The following is a 24,268-nucleotide window of genomic DNA, read 5'->3' on the forward strand; positions in this document are numbered from 1 at the left end:
GGGTGGAGCCGGAGAATGGCCCACCGTGAACGGAACAAAGGCCTTAGCCGCGCGGTTTGCGGGGGCCGGTGGGACGGCCGGAGCTGGGGCGGGGACCGCCGGAGGCTGGACGTCCACCGGTGGGGCGACCACCCGTGGGTCGGGCGCCGCCGGGCTTGCCGGCGAAAGGCTTGCCACCGGGGCGGCCATTCTGGGGACGGTCACCAAAGCTCTTGCCGGCTGGACGACCGCCCTGGGGCCGATCACCGAATGACTTGCCGCCGGGGCGACCGCCTTGCGGACGATCGCCATAGGGCTTGTCGGGGCGCGGGCCGCGCGTCGGCTTGTCGCCGAACGAGCGCTGCGGGCGGTCGCCATAGTCGCGCTTCGGACGATCCTCGAAGCGGCCCTCGGGCCGGGGGCCACGGGCGGGACGCTCGCTGAAACCGCCGCGTGCGGGCTTGTCCCCATAGGGGCGTTGCGGCCGGTCGCCATAATCGCGCTTCGGACGATCCTGGAACCCACCTTCCGGGCGCGGGCCGCGAGCAGGACGATCCCCACCGAAACCACCACGGGCGGGTTTATCGCCATACGGGCGCTGCGGGCGATCACCGAAATCACGCTTGGGCTTGTCACCAAAACCGCCACGCGCCGGCTTGTCACCGAAGGCACGCTGGGGACGATCGGAGAAATCGCGCTTCGGACGGTCGTTGAAACCACCGCGCGCGGGACGATCGCCAAAGTCACGCTTGGGCTTGTCGGCGAAGCTGCCGCGTTCCGGGCGGTCGCCGTCACGATGGGGCGGACGGTCGCCGAAATCGCGCTTGGGCTTGTCGCCAAAGGGCTTGCCACCCTCGGGGCGGTCACCACGCGCTGCGGGCTTGCCGAAGGAGCGGGCGGGCTGGTCGTCGCGGTCGACGCGCTTGCGCTCGGGCGCCCTGGGCACATAGGCCTCGGGGGCGCGGCCATCCTCGTCCTCGAAATGGACGCGGCGCGGGCGGCCCATGGGGCGTTCTTCCTCGCCGCTGTCAAAGCCGGGACGGCGGGTGGCGCCACGGGCCGGATTGGGCCGGGCATGATCGCGGTCGCGCGGGGAGCGGACGCGGAAGGTTTCATCGCGCTGCGGCTCGAAATCGGGCATTTCGCTTTCGAAATCCACACCGGCGGATTCAGCCAGCTTCTTGCCGAGCTGATCCCGCAGCATGCGGGCCTTGACCATTTCCACGCCGCCCTCGGCCAGGTCGCCGAGCTGGAAGGGACCATAGGAGACGCGGATCAGGCGGTTCACCTCAAGGCCGAGGGAACCCAGGACATTCTTGACCTCGCGGTTCTTGCCTTCGCGCAGGCCGAGCACGATCCATACATTGGAGCCCTGCTCGCGCTCCAGCGTGGCCGTGATCGGGCCATAGGAAATGCCATCGACGGTAATGCCGTTCTTGAGCGCGTCGAGCTGGACCTGGGTGACCGAGCCATAGGCGCGCACGCGATAGCGGCGCAGCCAGCCGGTGGCGGGCAGTTCGAGCACGCGCTTGAGGCCGCCATCATTGGTGAGCAGCAACAGGCCTTCGGTGTTGATATCGAGCCGGCCGACGGTGAGGACGCGCGGCAGGCCCATGCGCTCCAGCGCCTCGAAAATGGTGGGGCGGCCTTCGGGGTCCTTCTCGGTGACCACGAGCCCGGCGGGCTTGTGGTAGAGCCAGACGCGCGTGCCTTGGCGCGCCGCCAGCGGCAGGCCATCGACCTCGATCTTGTCCCGCGAGGTGACGTTGAAGGCAGGGGTCAGCACCTTCTTGCCGTTGACGGCAACGCGGCCATCGGCAATCCAGCCTTCGGCATCGCGGCGGGAGCAGAGACCGGCGCGGGCAATGACCTTGGCAAGACGGTCGGCCATTTCGGGCTGGGTGGGTTTGTCGCTCATGGCGGACACTTTCATAACATGCGGGACCCGGAAGGGGCGGCGCGGATAAAGCGAAAGCGGCCGGATAGGCTCCGGCCGCAAAACAGATTCGACGGTGAGACCAGGCTAGGGGTTGAGCTTGGTCTCGGAGGCGCTCAGCTTGCCACCGGGGGTTGCGGTGCTGGCACCGACCATGGGACCACGTGTCCCGATGGCCTTGCGTACTTCTTCAGGGCAGCGGGCATCGCGGACCGAGACCAGATCGCCCTGGGGCGTACGACAGACCAGCTCGGCATCGCCGACGCGGGTGAAATATTCGTCAGGCGGCAGGTAAAGCGGACGGTTGCCCGAGACATTGACCTGCATATTGGCCGCCTTCATGCGGGCGGTAAGCGCCCTGGCTTCGGTCTCGGTCAGCGGGCGGCCCGAAAGCGAGCGCAGATCGACGACGCGGGCATTGCGCAGGCGCTGCAGGTCGGCCTCAGAGAGATTGGAGGTATCGATCTGCACCGTATTGCTGTTGGCCGGCAGTTGGGCGGCGGCAACATTGGTGGTCGGCGCGGGCAGATTGCCGGTATCGCGCGGCAAAGCAAGCGGGGCGCGCGCCTGGGTCAGGTCGGCCTTGGGGGCCTGGCCGGGGATGAGGCCGACGCCGCGGGCGGTATCGTTGAGCACTTCGCGCTCGAAGGTGCCGAAATCGGTCAGGGCATTGGTGCCTTCCACCGTGGTGCAGGCCGCCAGAGCCAAGGTCGCGATCAAACCCAGCGCCGCGAGGCCCGCCCGGGAGGCGGTCGAAAGAGCAGCCATGTGCCCGGTCAATCCATTACGCATGCAACGTCCCTTACCATATCGGCGGCGCTTATAACCTATTCCTGCCCCTAAGGCCAGATTCTGGCAGCACCTTGTCCGTGTCGTATCACGCCGGCTTGTTCGGGCGCTTGCGCCCCAGTCCGACAAGATCACCCAGAAGCAGAATGACCCCCAGCGTGATCGCCACATCCGCCAGATTGAAGATATAGAACGACCAGCTTCCCCAATAAAAGTGAAAGAAGTCGGCAACGGCGCCATAAAGCAGGCGATCCAGCGCATTGGAAAGCGCGCCGCCAATGCAGAGCGCCAGGCCCATGCGCACCAGCCGCGCATCGCTGCGCCACCACCAGACCGACAGCGCCGCTATGGCCACCAGCATGATGACCCCAAGCGCCCAGACCGGCAGACCATCGAGCAGGCCATAGGAAATGCCGGTGTTCCACACCAGAACATAGTCGAAGAAGGGCGTCACCGGCAGCACCTCGCCGCCACGCCAGCCGGTGAGGACAAGCGGATGATAGGCCGAAAACACCTCCACGCACGCCGCCTGGCCGATGGCATAACACTCAGCGGCAATGTGAAAGCCCTTCTGCGCCCGGTCGATGCCGAAGGCCAGAATGGCCAGCATGAGGGAGGCGAGAATGGTGGGGGTGCGGGGGGGATGGGTGTTCATGGCCTACTCCATCTTTCCTTCTCCCCTTGTGGGAGAAGGTGGCGCGAAGCGCCGGATGAGGGGTTTGGGATGGTTCAGCGCCATTCGAGCTGCGCTCGAATACCCCTCACCCGCCCTTCGGGCACCCTCTCCTACAGGGGGAGAGGGGAAGGAGCCGATAGTCTGGACTACAACCCCGCAGCCACCCGCTCACGCAATGCCTGGGCGTCGCGGGGGGAGACGTCCGGATAGTCGGGGTCGGACCCGACCTCGGGCAGCACCTTCCACGAGCGGGCGCAGCGCTGGCCCTGGGCCAAAGCCGGCACCACGGAGACGCCGGGCACGTCTTCGAGGCGGAAGGCCTCGGCCGGGCCTTCGTTCTGCTTGATCGCGACCGCCGAGGTGATGGCGATCTCGGCCAGATCCTGGCCTTCCAGCGCCACGATGTAACGGGCGTCGGCGACAAAAACCTGGGGTGCGGCCTCAAGCGAAGAGCCGATACGCTTTTCGCGGCGCTCGATCTCCAGCGCACCGGTGACCACACGACGGACGGCGCGGATCAGCTGCCACTTGGCGGCCAGTTCATCATCGATCCAGTCGGCGGGAATGTCCGGGAACTGGCGCAGATGCACAGATTCACCCTCGCCCGGATGGCGTTCCAGCCAGCACTCTTCCATGGTGAATACCAGGATGGGCGCGAGCCAGGCGGTGAGCGCGTTGAACAGGTGATCGAGCACGGTCAGCGCCGAGCGGCGCTTGATCGAGGAGATCGGGTCGCAATAGAGCGTGTCCTTGCGGATGTCGAAATAGAATGCCGACAGCTCGATGTTCATGAAGTTCGACAGCATGGTGACGACCTTGCGGTAGTCATATTCGGCGAAGGCAGCGCGCACGCCGGCATCGAGCTGGGCCAGCCGATGCAGCATCAGCCGCTCGAGTTCGGGCATGTCGCGCGGGTCGACCACGTCTTCGGGCTTGAAATGGGCCAGGTTGCCGAGCAGCCAGCGCATGGTATTGCGCAACTTGCGATAGCTGTCGACCGTGGTCTGGATGATTTCCTTGCCCAGGCGCAGATCCTCGGAATAGTCGGAGGAGGCGACCCAGAGGCGCAGGATATCGGCGCCGAACTGCTTGATGATGTCCTGCGGGGCAACGGTATTGCCCAGCGACTTGCTCATTTTGCGGCCCTCGCCATCCATGGTGAAGCCATGGGTGAGGACGCTGTCATAGGGCGCATAGCCATTGGTGGCGCAGGATTCGAGCAGCGAGGAGTGGAACCAGCCGCGATGCTGGTCGCTGCCTTCGAGATACATCGAGGCCGGGAATTTCAGGTGGGGCCACTTCTGCTTGTTGCGCAGCACGAAGGAATGGGTCGAGCCGGAATCGAACCAGACGTCGAGTACGTCGCGGACCATTTCGTAGTCTGCGGCATTGAACTCCGCGCCAAGGTAGCGCTCGGCGGCACCGGGCTTATACCAGGCGTCGGCGCCCTCTTCCTCGAAGGACTGGGCGATGCGGTGATTGACCGCTTCGTCGCGCAGGATTTCGCCGGTCTGCTTGTGCACAAAGACCGTGATCGGCACGCCCCAGGCGCGCTGGCGGGAGAGGACCCAATCGGGACGATCGGCGATCATGGCGCGCAGGCGGTTTTGGCCGGCGGCGGGGTAGAAGCGGGTCTTGTCGATGGCGGCAAGGGCGCGGGTGCGCAGGGTGTCGGGAAAAGCCCCCTCACCCGTCTCGGCCTTCGGCCGATCCACCCTCTCCCCGAGAGGGAGAGGAATAGGGGCTTCGGCGCGCGCGGAACTATTCTTCTCCCCCTCGGGGAGAAGGTGGCCCGCAGGGCCGGATGAGGGGGTGGCTGCAATCGGCTTGTCCATATAGACGAACCATTGCGGCGTGTTGCGGTAGATCACCGGCTTCTTGGAGCGCCAAGAATGGGGGTATTGGTGCTTTACGCGGCCACGGGCGATGATGTTGCCGTGCTCGGCCAGCGCGGCGATGACGCGGTTATTGGCGTCGCCCTTCTTGCCATTGTCGTCGATAACGCGGGCGCCCTCGAAGCCGGGGGCGTCCTTGGTATAGAAGCCATCGTCGCCCACGACATAGGGGATGGCGGGGTCGATGCCGCGATCCTGCAAGGCGCGGGTGGAATCCATCCAGATGCCGAAGTCGTCGAGACCATGGCCCGGCGCGGTGTGCACGAAGCCGGTGCCGGCGTCGTCGGTGACGTGTTCGCCATCGAGGAGCGGGACATCGAAGGTGTAGCCGCCGCCGAAGCCGCGGAGGGGGTGGGCTGCGGTGATACCGGCAAGTTCAATAGCAGAAACGGCGGCGCGCTTTTTGAAGCCGGTTACCTTGGCCTTTGCAAAGGTCTCGGCGGCAAGCTTGTCTGCAAGGATGTACTTTTCGCCGACCTTAGCCCAGTTCTCGGCCGGCGCTTCGGTCACTTCATAAAGGCCGTATTCGACCTTGGAGGAGAAAGAGATGGCGCGGTTGGCCGGGATCGTCCACGGGGTGGTGGTCCAGATTACTACAGAGGCGCCCTCCAACTGTGGCTGATAGCCTTCGCCGTGATATCCAGCAGCAGCGCGATCCAGATCGTTCTTAACAACCGGGAACTTCACCCAAATCGTGTCGCTCTCATAGTCGGCATATTCGATTTCGGCTTCGGCGAGGGCGGTGCGTTCCACGACGGACCACATGACGGGCTTGGAACCGCGATAGAGCTGGCCGGTCATCGAGACCTTCATCAGCTCGCGGGCGATCTGGGCTTCGGCGTCGAAGCTCATGGTCAAATAGGGATTATCCCACTCGCCCAGGATGCCGAGACGCTTGAATTCCTCGCGCTGGATATCGACCCATTGCTCGGCGAAGGACCGGCATTCCTGGCGGAATTCGACCACCGGAACCTCGTTCTTGTCCTTGCCCTTGGCGCGGTACTGCTCTTCGATCTTCCATTCGATGGGCAGGCCATGACAATCCCAGCCCGGCACATAGGCCGAGTTGTAGCCGGCCATCTGCTTGGACCGGGAGATCATGTCCTTGAGCGTCTTGTTCAGGGCATGACCGATATGGATGTTGCCATTGGCATAGGGCGGGCCGTCATGCAGGGTGAAGAGCGGCCGATCCTTGGCCTGCTCGCGCTGCAGGGCGTAAATGTCCATGTCTTCCCAACGCTTGAGCCAGCCCGGCTCGCGGTCGGGGAGACCAGCGCGCATCGGGAAATTGGTTTCCGGCAGGAAAAGCGTGGCCGAATAGTCTTTTTCGGTCGCCTCGGGAGCGGTGTCGTTCATGGATCGGCAATCAGGTTTGGAAGAAGTGCGCGCCTTTTAGCAAGGCAAGGCGGCCGGGGCAAAGGATGATTTTGGGTAGAAAGCCTGGTAACTTCCCCTCCCCTCCTCCCCCTGAAGAAGGGGAGGCGCCTATCGAGCGCGGCCCGTATCTTGACGAAAGCACCGATGCCACTCCTCCCCCTTCTTTCGGGGGAGGCTGGGTGGCGCTCAGCCGAAGAAACCGAGTTTGTGGTCTAGGGCGCTCAGCGGGGCGGCGGTGGCGATCAGGGTGCGGGCTTTTTTGGAGTCGCGATCCATGGCGGCGATGAGTTCGTCGAGGCCGGAGAACACTTCCTGGCCGCGGATATGGGCGATGAGGGCGACCGAGATGGACTGGTCGTAAATGTCCTCATCGAAATCGAAGAGGTGGGTCTCGAAGGGCGGGCGGTGGTTGTTGAACATCGGCTTGCCATAGGCGGCAACGCCGTCGAGCAGGCGGTTGCCGAGGCGGGCGCGCACGGCATAGACGCCCTGGGCCAGCTGGAACCCGGTGGGCGTGGTGGTGTTGGCGGTGGGGTAGCCCAGTTCGCGGCCGCGCTGGTCGCCCTTGACCACGCAGCCTTCGAAAAACCAGTGATAGCCGAGCAGGCGATTGGCGGCGACCACGGCGCCTTCGGACAAGGCGGCGCGAATGCGCGAGGAGGAGATGACCTCGTCGCCCTCGTCCATGAGATCGAGCGTTTCCACCGCGAAACCCAGACGCTCGCCGGCGGCCTTGAGGAAAAGCGGGGTGCCGCGACGCTGGCGGCCGAAATGGAAATCGGCGCCGGTGATGACGCCGCGGGCGTCCAGGGCATCGACGATGACCTTTTCGACGAAATCCTCGGCCTCGATCTGCGAGAACGGCTGGTCAAAAGGCAGAATGACGATGCCATCAAGCCCCATCGCTTCGGCCAGACGGGCCTTGGTGTCGCCCTGGGTCAGGCGGAACATGAAGGGCGCGGGCGCGAAGACATCGCGCGGGTGCGGCTCGAAGGTGAGCATGAGCGCCGGGGCTCCGGCGGCGCGAGCCCGCTGCAACAGCGCGGCGATGATGGTCTGGTGACCGCGATGCAGGCCATCGAAATTGCCGATGGCGACATAGGCGCCACGCAGGCTTTCGGGCAGATCGGTGAGACTGGAGAGGCGAATGAAGGTCACGGGCGGACACCATGGGCTGGCTGGTGGACCCCCTCCCCGGCCCTCCCCGAGGCGGGGAGAGTGCGAAGGAGCCGATGCGTTGGGGTTTACTGCTGTTTCCGGCGGAAGGACAAGAGCCTACCAGCTGAGACGCGGCAGGAAGCCGGCCACATGGGCGCGGCTGGGCGCCAGCAGATCGGCAATGGTCTGCGGATCGGGCTTGCCGAACGCATCGAGCTCGGCGGCATGGATGGAGCCGGTGATGAAGAGGAGATCGACGCCGAACTGGGCGGCGCCGGTGGCATCGGTGCGCACGCTGTCGCCCACGGCCAGGACGCGGGATTTTTCCAGCGGCTTGCCGGCAGCGGCTTCGGCGAGACGGAAGCACTCCTCGTAGATCGGCTGATAGGGCTTGCCGGCCATGAGCACGATGCCGCCCATTGCTGCATAGAGATCGCCCAGGGCGCCGCCGCAATAAATGATCTTGTTGCCATGCTCGACCACGCGGTCGGGATTGGCACAGATCATGGGCAGCTTGCGCTTGAGCCAAAGCTCGGCGCGGCTGCGGTACATTTCGGGCGTATCGTCGTCGTGGTCGAGATCGGTGACGACAACCACTTCGGCCTCGTCGGCGCCAGTGCGCCTGACATCGAGCCCCTCATAGAGCAGGTCATCTTCGGTGGGCGGGCCGACATGGTGGATGGCGCGGCCGCGATATTTGGCGATCATGGAGCGGGTGGCATCGCCCGAGGAGACGATGGCGTCATAGGTGTCGCGCGGCACGCCCAGGCGATCGAGCATGTCGATAATGGGCTGGGACGGGCGCGGCGCATTGGTGATCAGCACCACCCGGCCGCCGTCCTGGCGAAAACGGCGCAGCGCATCGACCGCCTCGGGAAAGGCGGCGACGCCATTATGGATGACGCCCCAGACATCGCTGAGCACCGCATCGTAGCGGCCGCTGAGATCGGAGAGCCCTGAAATGATCGGCAGGGGGGAGGACATGGCCAGGCTCCGCAACACAAACACTGCCCGCCCTATGAGCCTCTTTTGCCGGGGGGATCAAGCAAAACCTTGTTCCGCCGCCGAGGCAGGGCGGAACGGTGGTTGAGCGAGGCCTATGGGGTATGGAGGCACTTTCGCCCCCCTCGCCCGTTGGGGCACCGGTATCGCATATAGGTTTGAGCGTGCTGCACACCCCCTCCCAGCCTCCCCCGTCAAGGGGGAGGAGCCGCATCGAGTGACTGGTGAGATATTGCCAAAAGCGCTGCCCGAACCTCTCTAGGGCTAGGGAAGCGAAAGGGCGCTGAGTCCGTATCGGTTTGAAGTGATCTAAAGCTCGGCGCGGCGGAGTTTGGGGGCGGTGGTGCGGGCGGATTCGAGGACGAGGTCGGGGCGGATGGGGCCGGCGGGGGCCAGATGGTCGCCCTTGACCAGAAGGATTTCGTTGTCCAGCAGCTCGATGATTTCGCGCTCGCCGGACACGCCAATGGCGATCAGGGCGATGTCGAAGCGGCCGAGATAGCTGGCGATATCGGAGAGGTGGAAGTCGGTATAGGCTTCGGGATTGGCGATGAAGCGGTTGGCGTTGACGCGCAGGGAGCGCACGCCCATGGCGGCGAGATCGGCGGCGTCGACCCGCAATGAGCGCACATCGGTGAGCGAGAAACCGGCGCCCTTGCGCGCCATGGTCTCGGCAACGGTGCGCTCGGGACCGGACATGGCGTTCCACTGGCTTTCCGACATCAGGAAGATCAGCCCCGGCGCGATGGCCCGGTTGGCGTCGAGCGTTGCCAGCACCTGCTCGGCGGTGGAGGAATCGCCGAGCGAGGCCAGCGAGAACGGAATATAGAGCGTCACCGGCTGGCCAGTGGCGCGGGAGCGGCGGGCGATGGCGATGGCTTCGAACAAGGCCGTGCCCTCGATATCGCGCACCACGTCCTCGCCGCCCCGCACCGGCATGAAATCGGCCTCCTCGGCCAGATCGCCATTTTCCAGCGTCAGCCGCGGCAGGAGATCGTAGCCGGCGGGCCGGCGCTGCGGCAGGCGGACGACGGGTTGGATATGAAAAGTCAGGCGGTGATCGGCGACGGCCTGGCGCAGGACGGGCAGCGGAATGACCGGCTGGCTGGGCATGGCGGTGAATTTGGGGGCCACCGGCTCGGGCACGGGCGCCGGCATATAGTCGCCCATGGCGCTGGCGTTGCGCTTGGCGGGACGATCGACGCGCTCCTCTACCTCGGCCACGGCCTCGGCGACCTGGCGGATAACCGTGCCGAGCACGGAAATATCGGCCTCGAGCATGTCGATGCGCTGGCCCAGCTTGAGATCGGTCAGGGCATTGATGCGCTGGCCGAGCACGGCGCCGGCCTGGGCGTCGGTGGCGAGCAGCCGGGAAAGTTCCTGGATGGCCTGTTCGAGGCGGCGCTCGGCGCGCTGGCGCAACTGGCGCTCGACGACGACGAAGCAGACGCAGCCGACGACGACCACCACCAGCACCGCATTGGCCGGGGTGAAGGCGAGCGCAAAATAGGCCAAGGCGCCCATGGCGGCGGCGGCAAGCGCGATGAACGAATAGACCAGAGCCTGCACGGGCGAACCTGCACCCCTTCTGATGCGCCGGGATTCGGCCTTGTTTTCATAACACCGCACCCACAGCGGCAAAAGCGCCACGCGGCCCTCTCCCGGGCTATTTCGGGCCAAAACAGGCGGAAAAGCGCCGATTTTTGGGTCCGGCTCGCTAAATCTGCGCCAAGGCGGGGCAAATGCAGGCAACAGACAGGCGCGGAACTGGAACGGAATATTTACCCTAATTGGGGAACTATCGGGGGGATCGACAGGCCGCCAGGACCATTTGGCGGCCACGTGAGACCGGGGCAAGTAGACCGATATGACCATGACGACGGGCAGCGAAGTCGCACTCAGCGGACAGGTTCTGCTCATTGATCGCGACGGCAGTTCCGCGCGAGTGATCGGCGCCTCGCTGCGCGAATCGATGCTGGTGACACCCGAGGTGACGGTGGTGGAAGCCGGACGCGCCGCAGCGGAACTGCTGCGCCAGACGCGGTTCGACGTGGTCATTGCCGATCTCAGCAGCCTGCTCGACCTGGCGACGAGCGTCGAGGATGCGGTGACGCGACTGGTCAAGCTGGCTGAGGGCGCGCTGTTGCTGGCAGTGGCCGATGGCAGCTCGGTCAGCGCCGCACTGGGCGCCATGCGCGCCGGTGCGCATGATTATGTGGCCAAGCCGATCGATGGCACCGCGCTGGCAGCGCGAATCGGTGAACTGGCGCAGCGCCATGGCCGCCCGCGCTCGCTGGGGGCGGAATGCGGCACCGGCCCGGTGGTAGCGGACTATGCCGGTTTCGTCGGCGCTTCGAGCGCCATGCAGTTTCTTTATGAGCAGATCGGTCGCGTCGCGACCTCGTCGGCGCCGGTCTTCATCACCGGGGAAAGCGGCACCGGCAAGGATGTGTGCGCCGAGGCGCTGCATGCCAAGGGACCGCGCGCCGACCGGCGGTTTGTGGCCATCAATTGCGCCGCCATTCCCCGTGATCTGATGGAAAGCGAGCTGTTCGGGGTGACGCGCGGCGCTTTTACCGGCGCGCATGAAGATCGCAAGGGCGCCACCGAACTGGCGGATGGCGGCACGCTGTTCCTCGACGAAATTGGGGAAATGGACCTCTCCCTGCAATCGAAACTCCTGCGGTTCCTGCAGACGGGCGCGATCAGCCGGGTGGGCGAAACGGCGGCGCGCAAGGTGGATGTGCGGGTGATCTGCGCCACCAATCGCAATCCCATGCAGATGATCGCCGAGCGGCAATTCCGCGAGGACCTGTTCTATCGCCTGCATGTCCTGCCCATTCACCTGCCGCCGCTGCGCCAGCGGCCGACCGATATCATGGTGCTGGCCCGCCATTTCCTCGGTCGCTATGCGCGCGAGGAGCACAAGAGTTTCGTCGGCTTCGCGCCCGACGCCGCCCAACAGCTGACGGCGGCCGACTGGCCCGGCAATGTCCGGCAATTGCAGAACCTGATCCGCCGCATGGTGGTGATGTTCGACGGCGGGGAAATCAGCGCCGGCATGCTCAGCGCTGCCGATATCGAATCGCAGGTCAGTTTCCCCGCGCCGGTGGAAGCGCCGCGCTCGGAAGGCAAGCGGCCGGTACTGCCGATGTGGCAGCAGGAACAGCGGATCATCGAAGACGCTATCGCCGCCTATGGCGGCAATATCTCGATGGCCGCCGCCGCGCTGGAGATCAGCCCGTCGACGATCTATCGCAAGCGGCAAGGCTGGGCGGAAATGGCCGCGGCGAGCTGAGGGGGAACCCATTTCTGCGCTAATAAGAGCTTTGACCGTCCGAAAGAAGCGGGCAGCCTCATTTCGCCTATCAAGAATTACCAACTCTTTGGTGACCGGTTGGTTTCCGGCGTGTGTGGCCAGTGTCTCTAAATCGACAACAGCTGTATCCACTGTGGCTGAGAAGTCGGACGCCTAGTCCGGTCATCGGCAACGCTGATTGGGTCAGTCCTCCAGCGCCGCTTTCTGCGCAGAGAGCATGTCAATAAGCTTTTGAATTTCTTTTGCGCCGATATCGGTTTCACCGCGATAGGAAATCAAAATCTGCTTGTCTGGCCCTACCTTCGCACGAAACCATTCCTCGAACCCTTGCGTCGCCTTCTGTTCTTCGAACTCGAATGTGGGCGGCTTGTGCTCTTGGCTGGGGGCGGGAGTGTCGACAATCACTTCGCTCATTGGGATTCCTGTCTTGCTTCCTTCCACAGCTACCCAATTGCCATCATCTGACACCATTCGGACCCTCAGAGGCTTTGGAAATTGAAGCGCACCCTGACTTTCCCATTGAACAAGATCGCCTACACGCGCCCCGCCGAAAGTGGCTACGCCACCGCCAGGCACCTCTAAATCTGTCTTGCCAGATGACTGATTTCCATGACTTTCGCTTGCGCCTTCTTGCTCGATGTATCGCATGGTTTCGAGAAACGCCTTAGCCGCTGGTCCCACAGCCGAATTGTTGAACCCCTCCCTCTCAAGATATGTTCTCACCCCATTTTCAGGGGGAACTGGAATGTCAGGAAACCTCGCTCGAATATCTTGAAACAAGCGCGGCAGCATCGCAGCCTCAAGAAGCGCTGCGCCTCTCTCATTATCGTCGTTGGGATGCAAAATTGTCCTGGCGAGAGTCGTAACGCGCATAGCGCCTTTACCCGCGCGCTCAACGAGCCCGAATGAAGCTAGCGCTGCAAGTGCCTTTGCGGCTGGGCCGCTCATAGTTGAATACCCGATCAGTTTTGCCCCGTTTTCCCGGTCAACTGGCGAAGAGCGGTAGTCTTTTTCGATTTTGGCTACCGCCACAATCGCATCCTCTAACGACATGCTGGGGTACGACGGGCTACGCACTGGCTTGGCATCCATAGGGGCCTCCACTCGATATCTAAATGATAGATAGCGCGCTTACTCCACAAAAGCAACGCCCGTTACTCCGATGACTTGAACGTCACCTTGAAGTCGTGCAATATGATTCTCGCCGGGGGATGAATCCCCGGCGACACACATGATTGGAAAGTAGATGGGGCCCATATGACGACTTCCCGGCCTAACGAGGTCTTGCACACCTGGTTAAGTTGGCAGCCGCTTGCAGGGCGGTAGGGGTCGGGGCTCAGCCCCGACTCCGCACTATCCCGGAATCGGTCCGGGCAGAAGTGTGTCGCCGAAAGGCCAACACGCAGCATGCGACTCTGATTCATTTATGGAATCAGGTCAACGGCTATTTTGGCCGCACCCTTTCAGGAAAGGGAATGGGCAACCTCGTCACCGCTGAAATTGCGGCGATTATGAAGACTGCTCGCGCGCCGAGGGCACAGGCAGCGCGGATATGTTCTTCGGAAGGCGCGGTCTACCGAATGCCCCATCACTCTCCATTGACTGCAATAACGACACTGAACTTGGCGCCGCGTGCTCAGGGCGACACCTACCGAGCACTAGGTTCCACGTAAGCCGCCACTCCCCCCCACCCCTAAGGCGTGCTGGCTTCCTTGGCGCGGGTGCGTTCCAGGCCGAGCCAACGTTCGCGCAGGATGACGGCGATGCCGGCGGCGACGATGATGGTGCTGCCGATGAGCATGGGCACGGTGGGGATATCGGCGAAGATGATGAAGCCGATGATGATGGTCAGCAGCAGCGACACATATTCGAAGGGCGCGATCACCGACATGTCGGCGTAACGGTAGCATGAGGTCAGCAACAACTGGCCGATGCCGCCGAAGAACCCGGCGCCGACCAGCAGCGCCGCCTGTTGCGGGGTGGGCCAGACCCAGCCGAAGGGCAGACTGAAGAGGCTGAGCACGCTGGCGCTGATGAAAAAATAGGTGACGATGGCCTCGGTGCGCTCGGTCTGCACCAGGGTGCGGACCTGCAGCATGGCGAAGGCCGACAGGAAGGCGGCGGCCAATGCTGCCAAGGCGCCGATGGTGGTGCCATCGACCGGTTGTGCGCCGCCGGAAAAGACGGTGAGGCGGGGAAAGAGGATGATCAACACACCCACGAGACCGACGAGCACTGTGGTCCAGCGGAAGACATAGACCTTTTCGCGCAGCAGCAGCGCGGAGAGAATGACGATGATCAGCGGAGAGGCATAGCCGATGGCGGTGGCCTCGGGCAGCGGCAGGCGCGTCAGCGCGAAGAAGCCCAAGCCCATCGAAGCGACGCCGACCAGGCCCCGGACCACATGGCCAAGCGGGCGCCTGGTGGTAAAGGCATAGGCCAGATGACCCGTCCAGGCCAGCCAGGCCAGAACCGGCAATAGCGCAAAGAATGAACGGAAGAACACCATCTGGCCCGCAGGAATGGTCTGCGTGGCCTTGAGCATGGTGGCCATGACCACGAAGCAGCAGACCGAAGCGACCTTGAGGGCGATGCCACGCAGCGGGCCGCCGCTCCTGATGGACGGCGAGGCAGCCTCTCGTGCAGCGGCGGGCGTGGTCACGTCGATCCTATCCGGGCCGGGCCTTACTTGCCGGCCGCAGCTTCCAGCTTTTCCTTGGCAATACGGGCGGTGGCGAAAGCCTTGTGCTCTTCGCCCACGGCGCTGCCGGACTTGAGGACCTTGCCCTCAGCGTCCTGCACTTCCCAGTGCCAGTTGGAATTGGGACCGACGCCGCCTTTGCGGCGCAACTTGATCTGAAGGGAGGATTGTTCGCTCATGGTCTGCCTTATGGCTCACTCTGGTGACGGAAGGAAGGGGCCGCGTGCATTTCGATGCCGCGGCGCGTGGATAGAGGGGACTCTATTCAAAAATGAATGTGCAACCTCGTAAAATCGAGAATTTCGAATAGGGGTGGCGAAGACTAGATAGGGCGCATCAACAACAGACCAGCACGGAGAGAAGGATTGGATAGCAAGGCAATGCAAGGCGCAGTGATCGGCGCGCCCCGCATGATCGTTCGGAGCGAAGGCGCGGCTTTGTTTGTGGCGGCCAGCGTGCTGTATTTTATGCTCGGTGGGCCGTGGTGGCTGTTTGCGGTGCTGCTGTTCGCGCCGGACCTGTCGTTTCTGGGCTATGCGGCCGGCAGCCGAACCGGCGCGGTGGTCTATAATCTGGCGCACACTTTTGTCGTACCACTGGCGCTGGGGCTGATCGCCGTGGTGCTGAAGATCGAGCTGCTGCAGCATCTGGCGCTGATCCATCTGGCCCATATCGGGCTCGATCGCGCGCTGGGCTATGGGCTCAAATATGCCAGCGGTTTCAAGGATACGCATTTGGGGCGGCTGAAGGGTGGGAAGCAGAAGGGGCGACAAGGGACGAGTTGAACGTCTTGGCACCCCAGTCACCGCCGCGCCCTCGGGTCGAGCCCGAGGGTGACGAGCGGTGGTTGGGTAGAGGCCGGTGGTTGGGAGGGCCGTGGGGTCGTCGGCCCTAACAGGGAAAAGCCGGTCAGACCTCGGTGACTTCGACCTTGAGGCGGGCACCGGCAAAGGTGAGGAGGTCGCGGATGGGTTCGAAGCGACCTTCGGCATAGGGATAGTACCAGGCCTCGTCGGCACCATCGGCGGTCAGGGTCTTGATGGTGTAAAAATGCGCTTCGCCCGGGCCGGCATCGGTGCGGCGGGTGTCCGAGGCTTCGAGAATGCCGGGATGGATATCCTCGAGCGGCAGGAAATAGAGCGGGTCCGCGCCGGGGGCATCGAGACGCAAGGCCCTGATGGAGCTTGCAATCTCGGCATCGTCGAAAATGATGTGCACGCGCCCCGAAACCGGCGCAATGCTGGCGGAAGAGAAATCGGTATTGGCCATGGTCGGTGCCCTCGTTTCTGCAAATGGGATCAAACCCATAACGCGCCAGCAAAAACTCCGTTCACGCGCCCTTGACTCTTCTGACACCCCGTTCCTATATCCCAGCTGCCTGTTAGCACTCCTCCTTGTTGAGTGCTAACAGCACCGAAATTGCATTCAGAAATGATGCCAAGAGGAACTGAAATCATGGGCTTCCGTCCCCTGCATGACCGCGTGGTCGTCCGTCGCGTCGACAGTGAAGAAAAGACCAAGGGCGGGATCATCATCCCCGACACCGCCAAGGAAAAGCCCTCCGAGGGCGTCGTCGTTTCCGTGGGCCCCGGCGCTCGCGACGAGAACGGCAAGATCAATGCGCTCGACGTCAAGGCCGGCGATCGCGTGCTCTTCGGCAAGTGGAGCGGCACCGAGGTGAAGCTCAACGGCGAAGACCTGATCATCATGAAGGAAAGCGACATCATGGGCGTGATCGAGGCCTAAGGCTTCGCACCCATCCTGTCGTTCAACCCACTTTAAGGAGCGCCTCACATGGCCGCTAAAGAAGTAAAGTTCTCCACCGAAGCCCGCGAAAAGATGCTGCGCGGCGTCAACATCCTCGCCAATGCGGTGAAGGTGACCCTCGGCCCCAAGGGTCGTAACGTCGTCATCGAAAAGTCCTTCGGCGCCCCGCGCATCACCAAGGACGGCGTGTCCGTTGCCAAGGAAATCGAACTGGAAGACAAGTTCGAGAACCTGGGCGCCCAGCTGCTGCGTTCGGTCGCTTCCAAGACCAATGACGTTGCCGGTGACGGCACCACCACCGCCACCGTTCTCGGCCAGGCTATCGTCGTCGAAGGCGTCAAGGCCGTCGCTGCCGGCTTCAACCCGATGGATCTCAAGCGCGGTATCGACCTGGCTGTTGCCGAAGTCGTCGAAACGCTGAAGGCCTCGGCCAAGAAGATCACCTCGTCATCCGAAGTTGCCCAGGTCGGCACCATCTCGGCCAATGGCGAGAAGGAAATCGGCGACATGATCGCCGAAGCCATGCAGAAGGTCGGCAACGAGGGTGTCATCACCGTCGAAGAAGCCAAGACTGCCGAGACCGAGCTCGATGTCGTTGAAGGCATGCAGTTCGACCGCGGCTACCTCTCCCCCTACTTCGTGACCAATGCCGAGAAGATGACCGCCGTCCTCGAGGACCCGGTGATCCTGCTGCACGAAAAGAAGCTGGGCAATCTGCAGGCCATCCTGCCGATCCTCGAGTCGGTCGTTCAGTCGCAGCGTCCGCTGCTGATCATCGCCGAAGACATCGAAGGCGAAGCTCTCGCGACCCTCGTCGTCAACCGTCTGCGTGGCGGCCTCAAGGTTGCTGCCGTCAAGGCTCCGGGCTTCGGCGATCGCCGCAAGGCCATGCTGGAAGACATCGCCATCCTGACCGGTGGCCAGGTGATTTCGGAAGAGCTCGGCATCAAGCTCGAAAACGTGACCATCGACATGCTCGGCACGGCCAAGCGCGTTGAAATCACCAAGGAAAACACCACGATCGTGGATGGCGCCGGCACGGCCGAGGACATCCAGGGCCGCGTTGGCCAGATCAAGGCGCAGATCGAGGAAACCACCTCGGACTACGACCGCGAGAAGCTGCAGGAACGTCTGGCCAAGCTGGCCGGTGGCGTTGCCGTGATCCGCGTCGGCGGCTCCACCGAAGTGGAAGTCAAGGAGCGCAAGGACCGCGTCGACGACGCGCTCAACGCAACCCGCGCTGCCGTTGAAGAAGGTATCGTTCCGGGTGGTGGCGTTGCCCTGCTCCGCGCTTCGGCCGCCGTTAAGGCCAAGGGCGCCAATGCCGACCAGGACGCCGGTATCGCCATCGTGCGCCGCGCCCTGCAGGCTCCGGTCCGCACCATTGCCAACAATGCCGGTGCCGAAGGCTCCGTGGTTGTCGACAAGATCCTCGAGAACGCTGCTGCCTCGTTCGGCTATAACGCCGCAACCGGCGAATATGGCGACCTCGTTGCGCTCGGCGTCATCGACCCGGTCAAGGTCGTCCGTCACGCCCTGCAGGACGCTGCTTCGGTTGCATCGCTGCTGATCACCACCGAAGCCACCATCGTCGAGGCCCCGAAGGCCGAAGCTCCGGCAATGCCGGGCGGCGGCGGCATGGGTGGCATGGGCGGCATGGATTTCTAGTTCGCGACAGCGAACTAAGCTTCAAGGATCGTTTCTTCCCAGTCACGATCTTTGTGGAAGGCCTCGGTGGAAACACCGGGGCCTTTTTTGTGTCCAGAGCACAGTCAAGGCGAGCCCTTGCGCCTGATCCTGGGTTTGGCCCAGAGTGTGTCGAGGCAGGATGTCGCTTGGTTGAATTCATCAAGAATGTGTATTATTTTACACGGAAGCGAGAATGGTTGAGCAGAACAGTCGCAAACTGATTGCCGCCATTCAGCGTGAAGGCTGGGTGCTGGTCGGCACGACGGGATCGCATCACCATTTCAAGCATCCGACGCGACCGGGCAAGCTGACCATACCGCATCCCAAGCGGGAACTGCCTCTGGGCACCGTACGGGCGATTTTGAAACAGGCGGGACTATTGGAGTAGCCGAGTTTTGCGTTTCATTGCCATGATCCACAAAGATCCCGACAGCGCATTTGGTGTGCAGTTTCCGGACGTGCCAGGATGCTTTTCTGCTGGCGAGACATTGGAAGAAGCCTCGCAAAATGCCGTCGAAGCGCTGGGTTCGCATATCCGCATGCTGGAAGCGGATGGAGATGCAATTCCCCAGCCCCGTTCGCTCGACGCCATTGTCGATGATGAGAGCCTGAACGAGGCGCGCGCTGACGCCATACTGGTTTCCGTTCCGCTGGTTCGAGACCTTGGATCGACGACGCGCATCAATGTGTCGCTCGATCTCGGGCTGTTGCAGGCGATCGACGATGAAGCTCGATCTCGCGGCCAAACCCGCTCGGCATTCATCGCGTCTGCTGTGCGTCGGGAGCTTGCGGACTAAGGCCGCTCTGAGACCGACAACTACGGAAACAGCAGCAGCTTGATGGCGAGGGCGATGGAGACCACGACGACCAGCGGACGGATGATTTTGGCGCCGTAGCGGATGCCGGTGCGGGCGCCGAGATAGCCGCCGATGATCTGGCCGATGGCCATGACGATAGCGACAGGCCAGACCACGTGGCCGCCGGGAATGAAGATCACCAGAGCGGCGAGGTTAGAGGTGAAGTTGAGCGCCTTGGTGCTGCCGGTGGCGCGGGTCAGGCCGAGACCGAAGAGCACGACGAAACCCACGGTGAAAAAGGCGCCGGTCCCTGGCCCGAAAATGCCGTCATAAAAGCCGATGGCAAAGCCCATGGCGGGCACGAACAGGCGGAACGGCAGGCGCGCTGCCTTGTCGGCGTCCGACAATTTCGGCGCGAAGAGAAAATAGAGCGCGATGGCGATGAGCGCGACCGGCACAGCCACGGTGAGTAGTGAAACATCCACGCGGCTGACGGTGAAGGCGCCCAGCGAAGAACCGGCAAAGGTCAGCGCAATAGCGGGCAGCAGGTCGCGCAGGGCGACGAAGCCGCGGCGCCAATAGGTGAATACCGCCATGCCGGTACCGACGACGGACTGCATCTTGTTGGTGGCCAGCGCTGCAACTGGCGGCAGGCCAGCCGACAACAGTGCCGGCACGGTGATCATGCCGCCGCCGCCGGCAATGGCATCGACGAAACCGGCGAGCATGCCGACCGCCATGAGGGCGAGGAGAATAAGGGGATCGAGCATGAGGGTGCGGCGCCGTTACACTTTTTCGACTTTGTTGAACTAGATTTGGCGCGCTCAAGGAGGACGACGGCGTGACCAAGCTTTATCGGGGCAATTCTGTAGCTGTGATCCTGCCCTGCTACAACGAGGTTGATGTCATCGCATCGGTGATTGCGGCATTCAGGGCCGCCCTGCCGGAGGCGGCAGTCTATGTCTTCGACAACAATTCCAGCGACGGCACGGCCGCTGCGGCTTTGGCGGCCGGGGCAATCGTGCGTCACGTGCCGCAGCGGGGCAAGGGCAATGTGGTGCGCCGCCAATTCGCCGATGTGGACGCCGATGTCTATGTGATGGCCGATGGCGACGGCACCTATGATGCCAGCCAGAGCCGCATTCTCGTCGATACGCTGCTCGATGGCGGGCTGGACATGGTGGTGGGCACGCGTCGCGCCATCGGCGATGGCGAGGAATATCGGCCGGGCCATGTGCTGGGTAACAAGGTGCTGACCGGCACCGTCGCCAATATTTTCGGGCGCGGCTTCAGCGACATGCTTTCTGGCTATCGCGTCTTGTCGCGCCGCTTCGTCAAATCCTTCCCGGCGCTGTCGCGCGGCTTCGAGATCGAAACCGAACTCACCATCCATGCGCTGGAACTGCGCGCGCCCTATGCGGAAGTGCCCACCGCGTATGGCAGCCGGATCGAGGGCTCGACGAGCAAGCTCAACACCATTCGCGACGGCTTTTCGATCCTTGAGATGATCTTGCGGCTGTTTGCGCGCGAACGGCCGCGCCAGCTTTACCTGTCGGTGGGGATTGTCACCGCCATCATCTCGCTGCTGCTCGCCATCCCGGTCTTCATCGACTATTTCGAAACCGGCCTCGTACCGCGCTTTCCAACGGCAATCCTTTCCGGTTTGGGGATCATCGCCAGTCTCATCCTCGGCGCCATGGCAGCCATTCTCGACAGCGTCGTCACCGGCCGCCGCGAAGCCAAGCGTCTGCGGTATCTGGAGATTCCGGCGCCACGCGTAGAAGCACGCCAAGCACAGTCTTGATAAGGCGATCTGATCAGGAAAATCATCCAGAACATTTGAAAGCCCCCCTATTGAGGGGTCAACCACGCCTCTGTCGCACAGTAGATTTTGTCCTAATCGGCATCCTTTGTTCTTCGAGCATTGCAGGGCCGCGCTGGACAAACTTCGGAGGATTTCTTTGTGACTACGATAAACATGACCATCGGTGACCTCAAAGGCTTTATCGACCTCAGCAAGGCGATGGTGGGTGGGTTGGTGATCACCGATTTCGGCGCCTTGTTCGACAAGATAGAGCAGTTGCTGCGCGGCTTCGGCCAGTGGACGCCGGAGCTTGAAGCCAATATGGCCTTGGCCAAGGAAGCGCTCCTTGCCAATCCGGGCCTGTTCGATATCGGCAAGGCCACCTTTGTATCGTCGGTGGACGAGCTTTTGGCGAAGTATCCCGCCGACACTCTTCTCAGTGATATCCCTGAGTTTTCCGGCGATGGCGGCGGCACTGGCCTGCCGCCCGTCACCAGCTATGGCGACATCGACATTGCCAAGATATTGGCGGTATTCGCCGATGTGAACGTGAACTACGACAAAGCCAGCGGTATAGTCAGTGTCGATGGCGCGGGCTATGCCTATAAACTACCGGACGTGGAACGCCTCGAGTTCAATGACGGATTCCTGGCCTTTGACTTTGATGGACCTGCCGGGCAGTTGGTGCGCCTCTACAAGGCTGCTCTTGACCGTGACGCCGATTTCGAAGGCCTGGGCTACTGGATCCGCCATCAGGACAACAAGCTATCCTCGCTCGCCGATGTTGCGGACAGCTTCATGGCATCCCCCGAGTTCCTTGCGCGCTTTCGTACCGAGGCGACGGTGAGCGACGCCGATTTCATCGCCCTGCTCTACAAGCACACGCTGGGCCGCGTGGAAGACAAGGAAGGCTTCGACTATTGGGTGGGCAAGCTGGAGGCCGGCGAGACCAATCGCAAGGACCTGCTGGTGTTCTTCTCCGAGAGCGATGAGAACAAGGCCAATGCACTCGAAACCTATGCGGATGGCATCTGGTATCTGTAGGCGTGTTGGTGGTCGCGCGGGCGCGCGAAAGGGCTGTCATCCCAACCTTTCGCGCCCCTTTCGAAATCTCGCGATGAACCCCGCCCTCGCCGGGGTGACGCCAGGTGGGTTGGAGCGCGTCGAGCTCGAAACGTCCTATTCTGCGGTATCGGTACTTGCCGTCTCGCCCTCAGCCGCGGGAACTGCGCCGGCAACTTCCGGCCCTGCCTTTTGTATTGGCGGGCGGAGGCCGGCGTAGAGGATGGCGGTGACGCCGACCAGGACGCAGAGGAGGACGAGGGCAAGTTCCATCTTACTCTCCCAGACGCGACAGCAGATCGTCGAGGATTGGGCGGCGGGCTGACCAGTCGGCGGTGCGGCTGACGATGAGATTGGCTTCGCTTTTGAGCATCACGCCGTCTTCGAGCACGCGCAGGCCGTTGGCGGCGAGCGTCGAGCCGGTGGAGGTGATATCGACCACGATGTCAGCAACCCCCGAGGCAGGCGCCGCTTCGGTGGCGCCGAGGCTTTCCACGATCCGGTATTCGGCGATGCCGGCGCGGGCGAAATGCTGGCGGGTGATGGTGATATATTTGGTGGCGATGCGCATCCAGCGGCCGTGGCGGGAGCGGAAATCGGACGCCACGTCGGCCAGGTCATGCATATGGGTGACGTCGATCCAGGCATCTGGCACGGCAACCACGACATCGGCACCGCCAAAGCCGAGATTGCGCGCGAACTCGACCGAGGCCGGGCCGGTTTCGCTGGTTTCGTGGATGAGGTCGCGGCCGGTGACGCCGATATCGATGCTGCCGCGGATGAGTTCGCGGGCGATTTCGGAGGCCGGATAGAAGCGCACGGTGATGTCGGGCAAGCCTTCGATGGCGCCGAGATAGGAACGGGCGCCCCCTGGACGGGTAATGGTGAGGCCGCGCTGGGCAAACCAGTCGCGCGTCAGCTCTTCGAGGCGGCCCTTGGAGGGCACGGCGAGGGTGAGGGTCATTTCGGCCACTCCGTGGCGGTAGAAGCAACCCCCACCCGGCCTCCCCCTGAAGAAGGGCGAGGAGTAGGCTGGTGAGTTGTCTGAAATCTCGTCAACAACGCGACACGGTTCCGCTCCCGTCTTCCGGGGGCGGTAGAGTGTGGCCCCTTCATTTCGGCCACTCCGCTTCCAGGCGATCGACCCACAAGGCGCAGCCGGAGGCGGCGATGGGGGCGGTGGCGCCGAGGCGTTCGAGCAGGCGGTCATATTGGCCGCCGGAGACGAGGATGGTGCCGCCCTGCCCGCGCATCTCGAAGACGATGCCGGTGTAATAGTCGAGGCGCGGCGAGAAGCTGGCGTCGAAGCTGACGCGGGCATCGCCCAGGCCCTCGAAATGGCGGCGAATGGCGCGGATCGGGCCACCGAGGAACAGGCGGTGTTTTTCGCCCAGCGCCTCGATCTGGCGCAAGGCCGTGAGGGCATCCCCCTTGATGGCGAGATAGTCGCGCAGGAGTTTCAGCGTCGCGGCCGGCACCTGGGCGGCGTCGAGCGCCTGCTGCTCGAGATAACGGTCGGCGATTTCCGCCGGCGAGCGGCCATCGGAGAGGCTGAGACCGGCCGACACCATGCGCGCGGTCACGTCTTCGACCAGATCGTCGCGCGCGGGCTGTTCGCTGCGCGGCTGGTCGGTGGCGCGTTCGAGCCGAGTCAACAGGCGATCCATGGCCTCGGGGTGGCCGAAGCGGTGGCGGATGCGGCTGCGCCAGGCGTCGGGCATGTCGGCCTGGGCGAGCAGGGCTTCGAAAAGGCCGACGCCGCCCAGATGCACCTGCGGCACGATGCCATAGAGCGAGAGCGCGGCGCGGGCGAAGGTCAGCACCTGATCGAGCGCGATGTCACCATCGGGCTGGGCCAGGAGCTCGATGCCGGCCTGGTCGAATTCGGCCGGGCCGGTTTCGCGCTGGCGGAAGATCGGGCCGAGATAGGAGAAGGCGGCAGGCGCACCGGCACCCTGAGCGATATAGTCGGTGACGATGGGCAGGGTAAAATCGGGGCGCAGGCAATATTCGGCGCCATTGGTGTCGGTGGTCAACAGCAGGCGGCGGCCGAACTCTTCCCCGGCGAGATCAAAATAGGGATCGGCCTTGAGCAGCAGCGGCGGGGTGGCGCGGCAGCCGCCCTGGGCTTCGACAAGGGCTTCAAGCTGAGAGCGGCGATAGGCGGGATTGGTCATTATAGCCCTGCCTCGCAGTCACGCTGCGCCACCGGCGGGTCCATCGCCTCCCTCCCCCTTGAGGAGAGGGATTGAGAGTGGGGGTCCGTCAGTGACCCAAAAAACCACCCCCCACCCCGGCCCTCCCCCTCAAGGGGGGA

Annotated in this window: 23 protein-coding genes; 8 read left to right on the forward strand and 15 right to left on the reverse strand. The window is 63.4% G+C overall.

Annotation, left to right across the window (positions count from 1 at the left end):
- Positions 1-43 precede the first annotated feature (43 nt).
- The 7 genes from DEVEQU_RS12000 to DEVEQU_RS12030 all read right to left on the reverse strand — a co-directional run bounded on the left by DEVEQU_RS12000 (position 44) and on the right by DEVEQU_RS12030 (position 10,381).
- On the reverse strand, positions 44-1,897 hold the full coding sequence (locus DEVEQU_RS12000; protein ID WP_164550372.1) for a pseudouridine synthase: 1,854 nt from the start codon (positions 1,895-1,897) through the stop codon (positions 44-46).
- 105 nt (positions 1,898-2,002) lie between these two features.
- The gene (locus tag DEVEQU_RS12005) at positions 2,003-2,683 is read right to left on the reverse strand and encodes a hypothetical protein (RefSeq protein ID WP_126150830.1); all 681 of its coding nucleotides are present in this window, start codon (positions 2,681-2,683) and stop codon (positions 2,003-2,005) included.
- Positions 2,684-2,792: 109 nt separating this feature from the next.
- Entirely contained in the window at positions 2,793-3,359 is a 567-nt protein-coding gene (gene lspA / locus DEVEQU_RS12010; RefSeq protein WP_126150831.1) for a signal peptidase II, read from the reverse strand.
- A gap of 167 nt (positions 3,360-3,526) precedes the next feature.
- On the reverse strand, positions 3,527-6,631 hold the full coding sequence (gene ileS / locus DEVEQU_RS12015; RefSeq protein WP_126150832.1) for an isoleucine--tRNA ligase: 3,105 nt from the start codon (positions 6,629-6,631) through the stop codon (positions 3,527-3,529).
- Between the two features lie 207 nt (positions 6,632-6,838).
- Positions 6,839-7,810: a bifunctional riboflavin kinase/FAD synthetase gene (locus tag DEVEQU_RS12020; protein ID WP_126150833.1), complete on the reverse strand. Its 972-nt coding sequence runs from the start codon at positions 7,808-7,810 to the stop codon at positions 6,839-6,841.
- 117 nt (positions 7,811-7,927) lie between these two features.
- Positions 7,928-8,794 (reverse strand): TIGR01459 family HAD-type hydrolase, encoded by an 867-nt coding sequence (locus tag DEVEQU_RS12025; RefSeq protein ID WP_126150834.1) that lies wholly within the window; start codon positions 8,792-8,794, stop codon positions 7,928-7,930.
- Positions 8,795-9,121: 327 nt separating this feature from the next.
- A complete protein-coding gene (locus tag DEVEQU_RS12030) occupies positions 9,122-10,381 on the reverse strand; it encodes an EAL domain-containing protein (protein ID WP_164550373.1) in 1,260 nt (419 codons plus the stop codon).
- A gap of 298 nt (positions 10,382-10,679) precedes the next feature.
- On the opposite strand from DEVEQU_RS12030, the gene DEVEQU_RS12035 reads away from it, so the two are divergent.
- On the forward strand, positions 10,680-12,110 hold the full coding sequence (locus DEVEQU_RS12035) for a sigma-54-dependent transcriptional regulator (RefSeq protein WP_223214204.1): 1,431 nt from the start codon (positions 10,680-10,682) through the stop codon (positions 12,108-12,110).
- A 204-nt stretch (positions 12,111-12,314) separates the two neighbouring features.
- On the opposite strand, the gene DEVEQU_RS12040 is transcribed toward DEVEQU_RS12035, so the two are convergent.
- From DEVEQU_RS12040 to DEVEQU_RS12050, 3 genes are all read right to left on the reverse strand, one after another.
- Positions 12,315-13,223, reverse strand: coding sequence for a hypothetical protein (locus DEVEQU_RS12040; RefSeq protein WP_126150836.1), 909 nt, complete (start codon positions 13,221-13,223; stop codon positions 12,315-12,317).
- 601 nt (positions 13,224-13,824) lie between these two features.
- Positions 13,825-14,793: a DMT family transporter gene (locus DEVEQU_RS12045; RefSeq protein ID WP_126150837.1), complete on the reverse strand. Its 969-nt coding sequence runs from the start codon at positions 14,791-14,793 to the stop codon at positions 13,825-13,827.
- A gap of 23 nt (positions 14,794-14,816) precedes the next feature.
- The gene (locus tag DEVEQU_RS12050) at positions 14,817-15,011 is read right to left on the reverse strand and encodes a hypothetical protein (RefSeq protein WP_126150838.1); all 195 of its coding nucleotides are present in this window, start codon (positions 15,009-15,011) and stop codon (positions 14,817-14,819) included.
- 201 nt (positions 15,012-15,212) lie between these two features.
- Here DEVEQU_RS12050 and DEVEQU_RS12055 point away from each other — a divergent pair, with 201 nt between their 5' ends.
- Positions 15,213-15,617, forward strand: a complete 405-nt coding sequence (locus DEVEQU_RS12055; protein ID WP_126150901.1) for a DUF4260 domain-containing protein — start codon at positions 15,213-15,215, stop codon at positions 15,615-15,617.
- 124 nt (positions 15,618-15,741) lie between these two features.
- Here DEVEQU_RS12055 and DEVEQU_RS12060 read toward each other — a convergent pair whose 3' ends face one another.
- Positions 15,742-16,101 (reverse strand): DUF427 domain-containing protein, encoded by a 360-nt coding sequence (locus tag DEVEQU_RS12060; protein WP_164550374.1) that lies wholly within the window; start codon positions 16,099-16,101, stop codon positions 15,742-15,744.
- A 186-nt stretch (positions 16,102-16,287) separates the two neighbouring features.
- Here DEVEQU_RS12060 and DEVEQU_RS12065 point away from each other — a divergent pair, with 186 nt between their 5' ends.
- From DEVEQU_RS12065 to DEVEQU_RS12080, 4 genes are all read left to right on the forward strand, one after another.
- A complete protein-coding gene (locus DEVEQU_RS12065; protein ID WP_126150840.1) occupies positions 16,288-16,578 on the forward strand; it encodes a co-chaperone GroES in 291 nt (96 codons plus the stop codon).
- Between the two features lie 48 nt (positions 16,579-16,626).
- The gene (gene groL / locus DEVEQU_RS12070; protein ID WP_126150841.1) at positions 16,627-18,267 is read left to right on the forward strand and encodes a chaperonin GroEL; all 1,641 of its coding nucleotides are present in this window, start codon (positions 16,627-16,629) and stop codon (positions 18,265-18,267) included.
- A gap of 214 nt (positions 18,268-18,481) precedes the next feature.
- Entirely contained in the window at positions 18,482-18,676 is a 195-nt protein-coding gene (locus tag DEVEQU_RS12075; RefSeq protein ID WP_126150842.1) for a type II toxin-antitoxin system HicA family toxin, read from the forward strand.
- Positions 18,677-18,683: 7 nt separating this feature from the next.
- The gene (locus DEVEQU_RS12080) at positions 18,684-19,085 is read left to right on the forward strand and encodes a type II toxin-antitoxin system HicB family antitoxin (RefSeq protein ID WP_206437837.1); all 402 of its coding nucleotides are present in this window, start codon (positions 18,684-18,686) and stop codon (positions 19,083-19,085) included.
- Between the two features lie 20 nt (positions 19,086-19,105).
- Here the strand turns inward: DEVEQU_RS12080 and DEVEQU_RS12085 are convergent, their stop codons facing one another.
- Entirely contained in the window at positions 19,106-19,855 is a 750-nt protein-coding gene (locus DEVEQU_RS12085) for a TSUP family transporter (protein WP_126150843.1), read from the reverse strand.
- Positions 19,856-19,926: 71 nt separating this feature from the next.
- On the opposite strand from DEVEQU_RS12085, the gene DEVEQU_RS12090 reads away from it, so the two are divergent.
- A complete protein-coding gene (locus DEVEQU_RS12090; RefSeq protein WP_126150844.1) occupies positions 19,927-20,889 on the forward strand; it encodes a glycosyltransferase in 963 nt (320 codons plus the stop codon).
- 159 nt (positions 20,890-21,048) lie between these two features.
- The gene (locus tag DEVEQU_RS12095; RefSeq protein WP_126150845.1) at positions 21,049-21,933 is read left to right on the forward strand and encodes a DUF4214 domain-containing protein; all 885 of its coding nucleotides are present in this window, start codon (positions 21,049-21,051) and stop codon (positions 21,931-21,933) included.
- 135 nt (positions 21,934-22,068) lie between these two features.
- Here DEVEQU_RS12095 and DEVEQU_RS19915 read toward each other — a convergent pair whose 3' ends face one another.
- The 3 genes from DEVEQU_RS19915 to DEVEQU_RS12105 all read right to left on the reverse strand — a co-directional run bounded on the left by DEVEQU_RS19915 (position 22,069) and on the right by DEVEQU_RS12105 (position 24,128).
- Positions 22,069-22,224, reverse strand: coding sequence for a hypothetical protein (locus tag DEVEQU_RS19915; RefSeq protein ID WP_164550375.1), 156 nt, complete (start codon positions 22,222-22,224; stop codon positions 22,069-22,071).
- 1 nt (position 22,225) lies between these two features.
- Positions 22,226-22,915, reverse strand: coding sequence for an ATP phosphoribosyltransferase (gene hisG / locus DEVEQU_RS12100; protein ID WP_126150846.1), 690 nt, complete (start codon positions 22,913-22,915; stop codon positions 22,226-22,228).
- A 148-nt stretch (positions 22,916-23,063) separates the two neighbouring features.
- A complete protein-coding gene (locus DEVEQU_RS12105) occupies positions 23,064-24,128 on the reverse strand; it encodes an ATP phosphoribosyltransferase regulatory subunit (protein ID WP_126150847.1) in 1,065 nt (354 codons plus the stop codon).
- Positions 24,129-24,268: the final 140 nt, after the last annotated feature.

This window comes from Devosia equisanguinis (assembly GCF_900631955.1).
Taxonomy (GTDB): domain Bacteria; phylum Pseudomonadota; class Alphaproteobacteria; order Rhizobiales; family Devosiaceae; genus Devosia; species Devosia equisanguinis.

What these genes read in the sequence shown, in the direction of transcription:
- DEVEQU_RS12000 (WP_164550372.1), bottom strand. Translation starts at nt 1,897, where the DNA reads ATGAGCGACAAACCCACCCAGCCCGAAATGGCCGACCGTCTTGCCAAG.
- DEVEQU_RS12005 (WP_126150830.1), bottom strand. Translation starts at nt 2,683, where the DNA reads ATGGCTGCTCTTTCGACCGCCTCCCGGGCGGGCCTCGCGGCGCTGGGT.
- lspA (WP_126150831.1), bottom strand. Translation starts at nt 3,359, where the DNA reads ATGAACACCCATCCCCCCCGCACCCCCACCATTCTCGCCTCCCTCATG.
- ileS (WP_126150832.1), bottom strand. Translation starts at nt 6,631, where the DNA reads ATGAACGACACCGCTCCCGAGGCGACCGAAAAAGACTATTCGGCCACG.
- DEVEQU_RS12025 (WP_126150834.1), bottom strand. Translation starts at nt 8,794, where the DNA reads ATGTCCTCCCCCCTGCCGATCATTTCAGGGCTCTCCGATCTCAGCGGC.
- DEVEQU_RS12035 (WP_223214204.1), top strand. Translation starts at nt 10,680, where the DNA reads ATGACCATGACGACGGGCAGCGAAGTCGCACTCAGCGGACAGGTTCTG.
- DEVEQU_RS12040 (WP_126150836.1), bottom strand. Translation starts at nt 13,223, where the DNA reads ATGGATGCCAAGCCAGTGCGTAGCCCGTCGTACCCCAGCATGTCGTTA.
- DEVEQU_RS12050 (WP_126150838.1), bottom strand. Translation starts at nt 15,011, where the DNA reads ATGAGCGAACAATCCTCCCTTCAGATCAAGTTGCGCCGCAAAGGCGGC.
- DEVEQU_RS12055 (WP_126150901.1), top strand. Translation starts at nt 15,213, where the DNA reads ATGCAAGGCGCAGTGATCGGCGCGCCCCGCATGATCGTTCGGAGCGAA.
- DEVEQU_RS12060 (WP_164550374.1), bottom strand. Translation starts at nt 16,101, where the DNA reads ATGGCCAATACCGATTTCTCTTCCGCCAGCATTGCGCCGGTTTCGGGG.
- DEVEQU_RS12065 (WP_126150840.1), top strand. Translation starts at nt 16,288, where the DNA reads ATGGGCTTCCGTCCCCTGCATGACCGCGTGGTCGTCCGTCGCGTCGAC.
- groL (WP_126150841.1), top strand. Translation starts at nt 16,627, where the DNA reads ATGGCCGCTAAAGAAGTAAAGTTCTCCACCGAAGCCCGCGAAAAGATG.
- DEVEQU_RS12075 (WP_126150842.1), top strand. Translation starts at nt 18,482, where the DNA reads ATGGTTGAGCAGAACAGTCGCAAACTGATTGCCGCCATTCAGCGTGAA.
- DEVEQU_RS12085 (WP_126150843.1), bottom strand. Translation starts at nt 19,855, where the DNA reads ATGCTCGATCCCCTTATTCTCCTCGCCCTCATGGCGGTCGGCATGCTC.
- DEVEQU_RS19915 (WP_164550375.1), bottom strand. Translation starts at nt 22,224, where the DNA reads ATGGAACTTGCCCTCGTCCTCCTCTGCGTCCTGGTCGGCGTCACCGCC.
- hisG (WP_126150846.1), bottom strand. Translation starts at nt 22,915, where the DNA reads ATGACCCTCACCCTCGCCGTGCCCTCCAAGGGCCGCCTCGAAGAGCTG.
- DEVEQU_RS12105 (WP_126150847.1), bottom strand. Translation starts at nt 24,128, where the DNA reads ATGACCAATCCCGCCTATCGCCGCTCTCAGCTTGAAGCCCTTGTCGAA.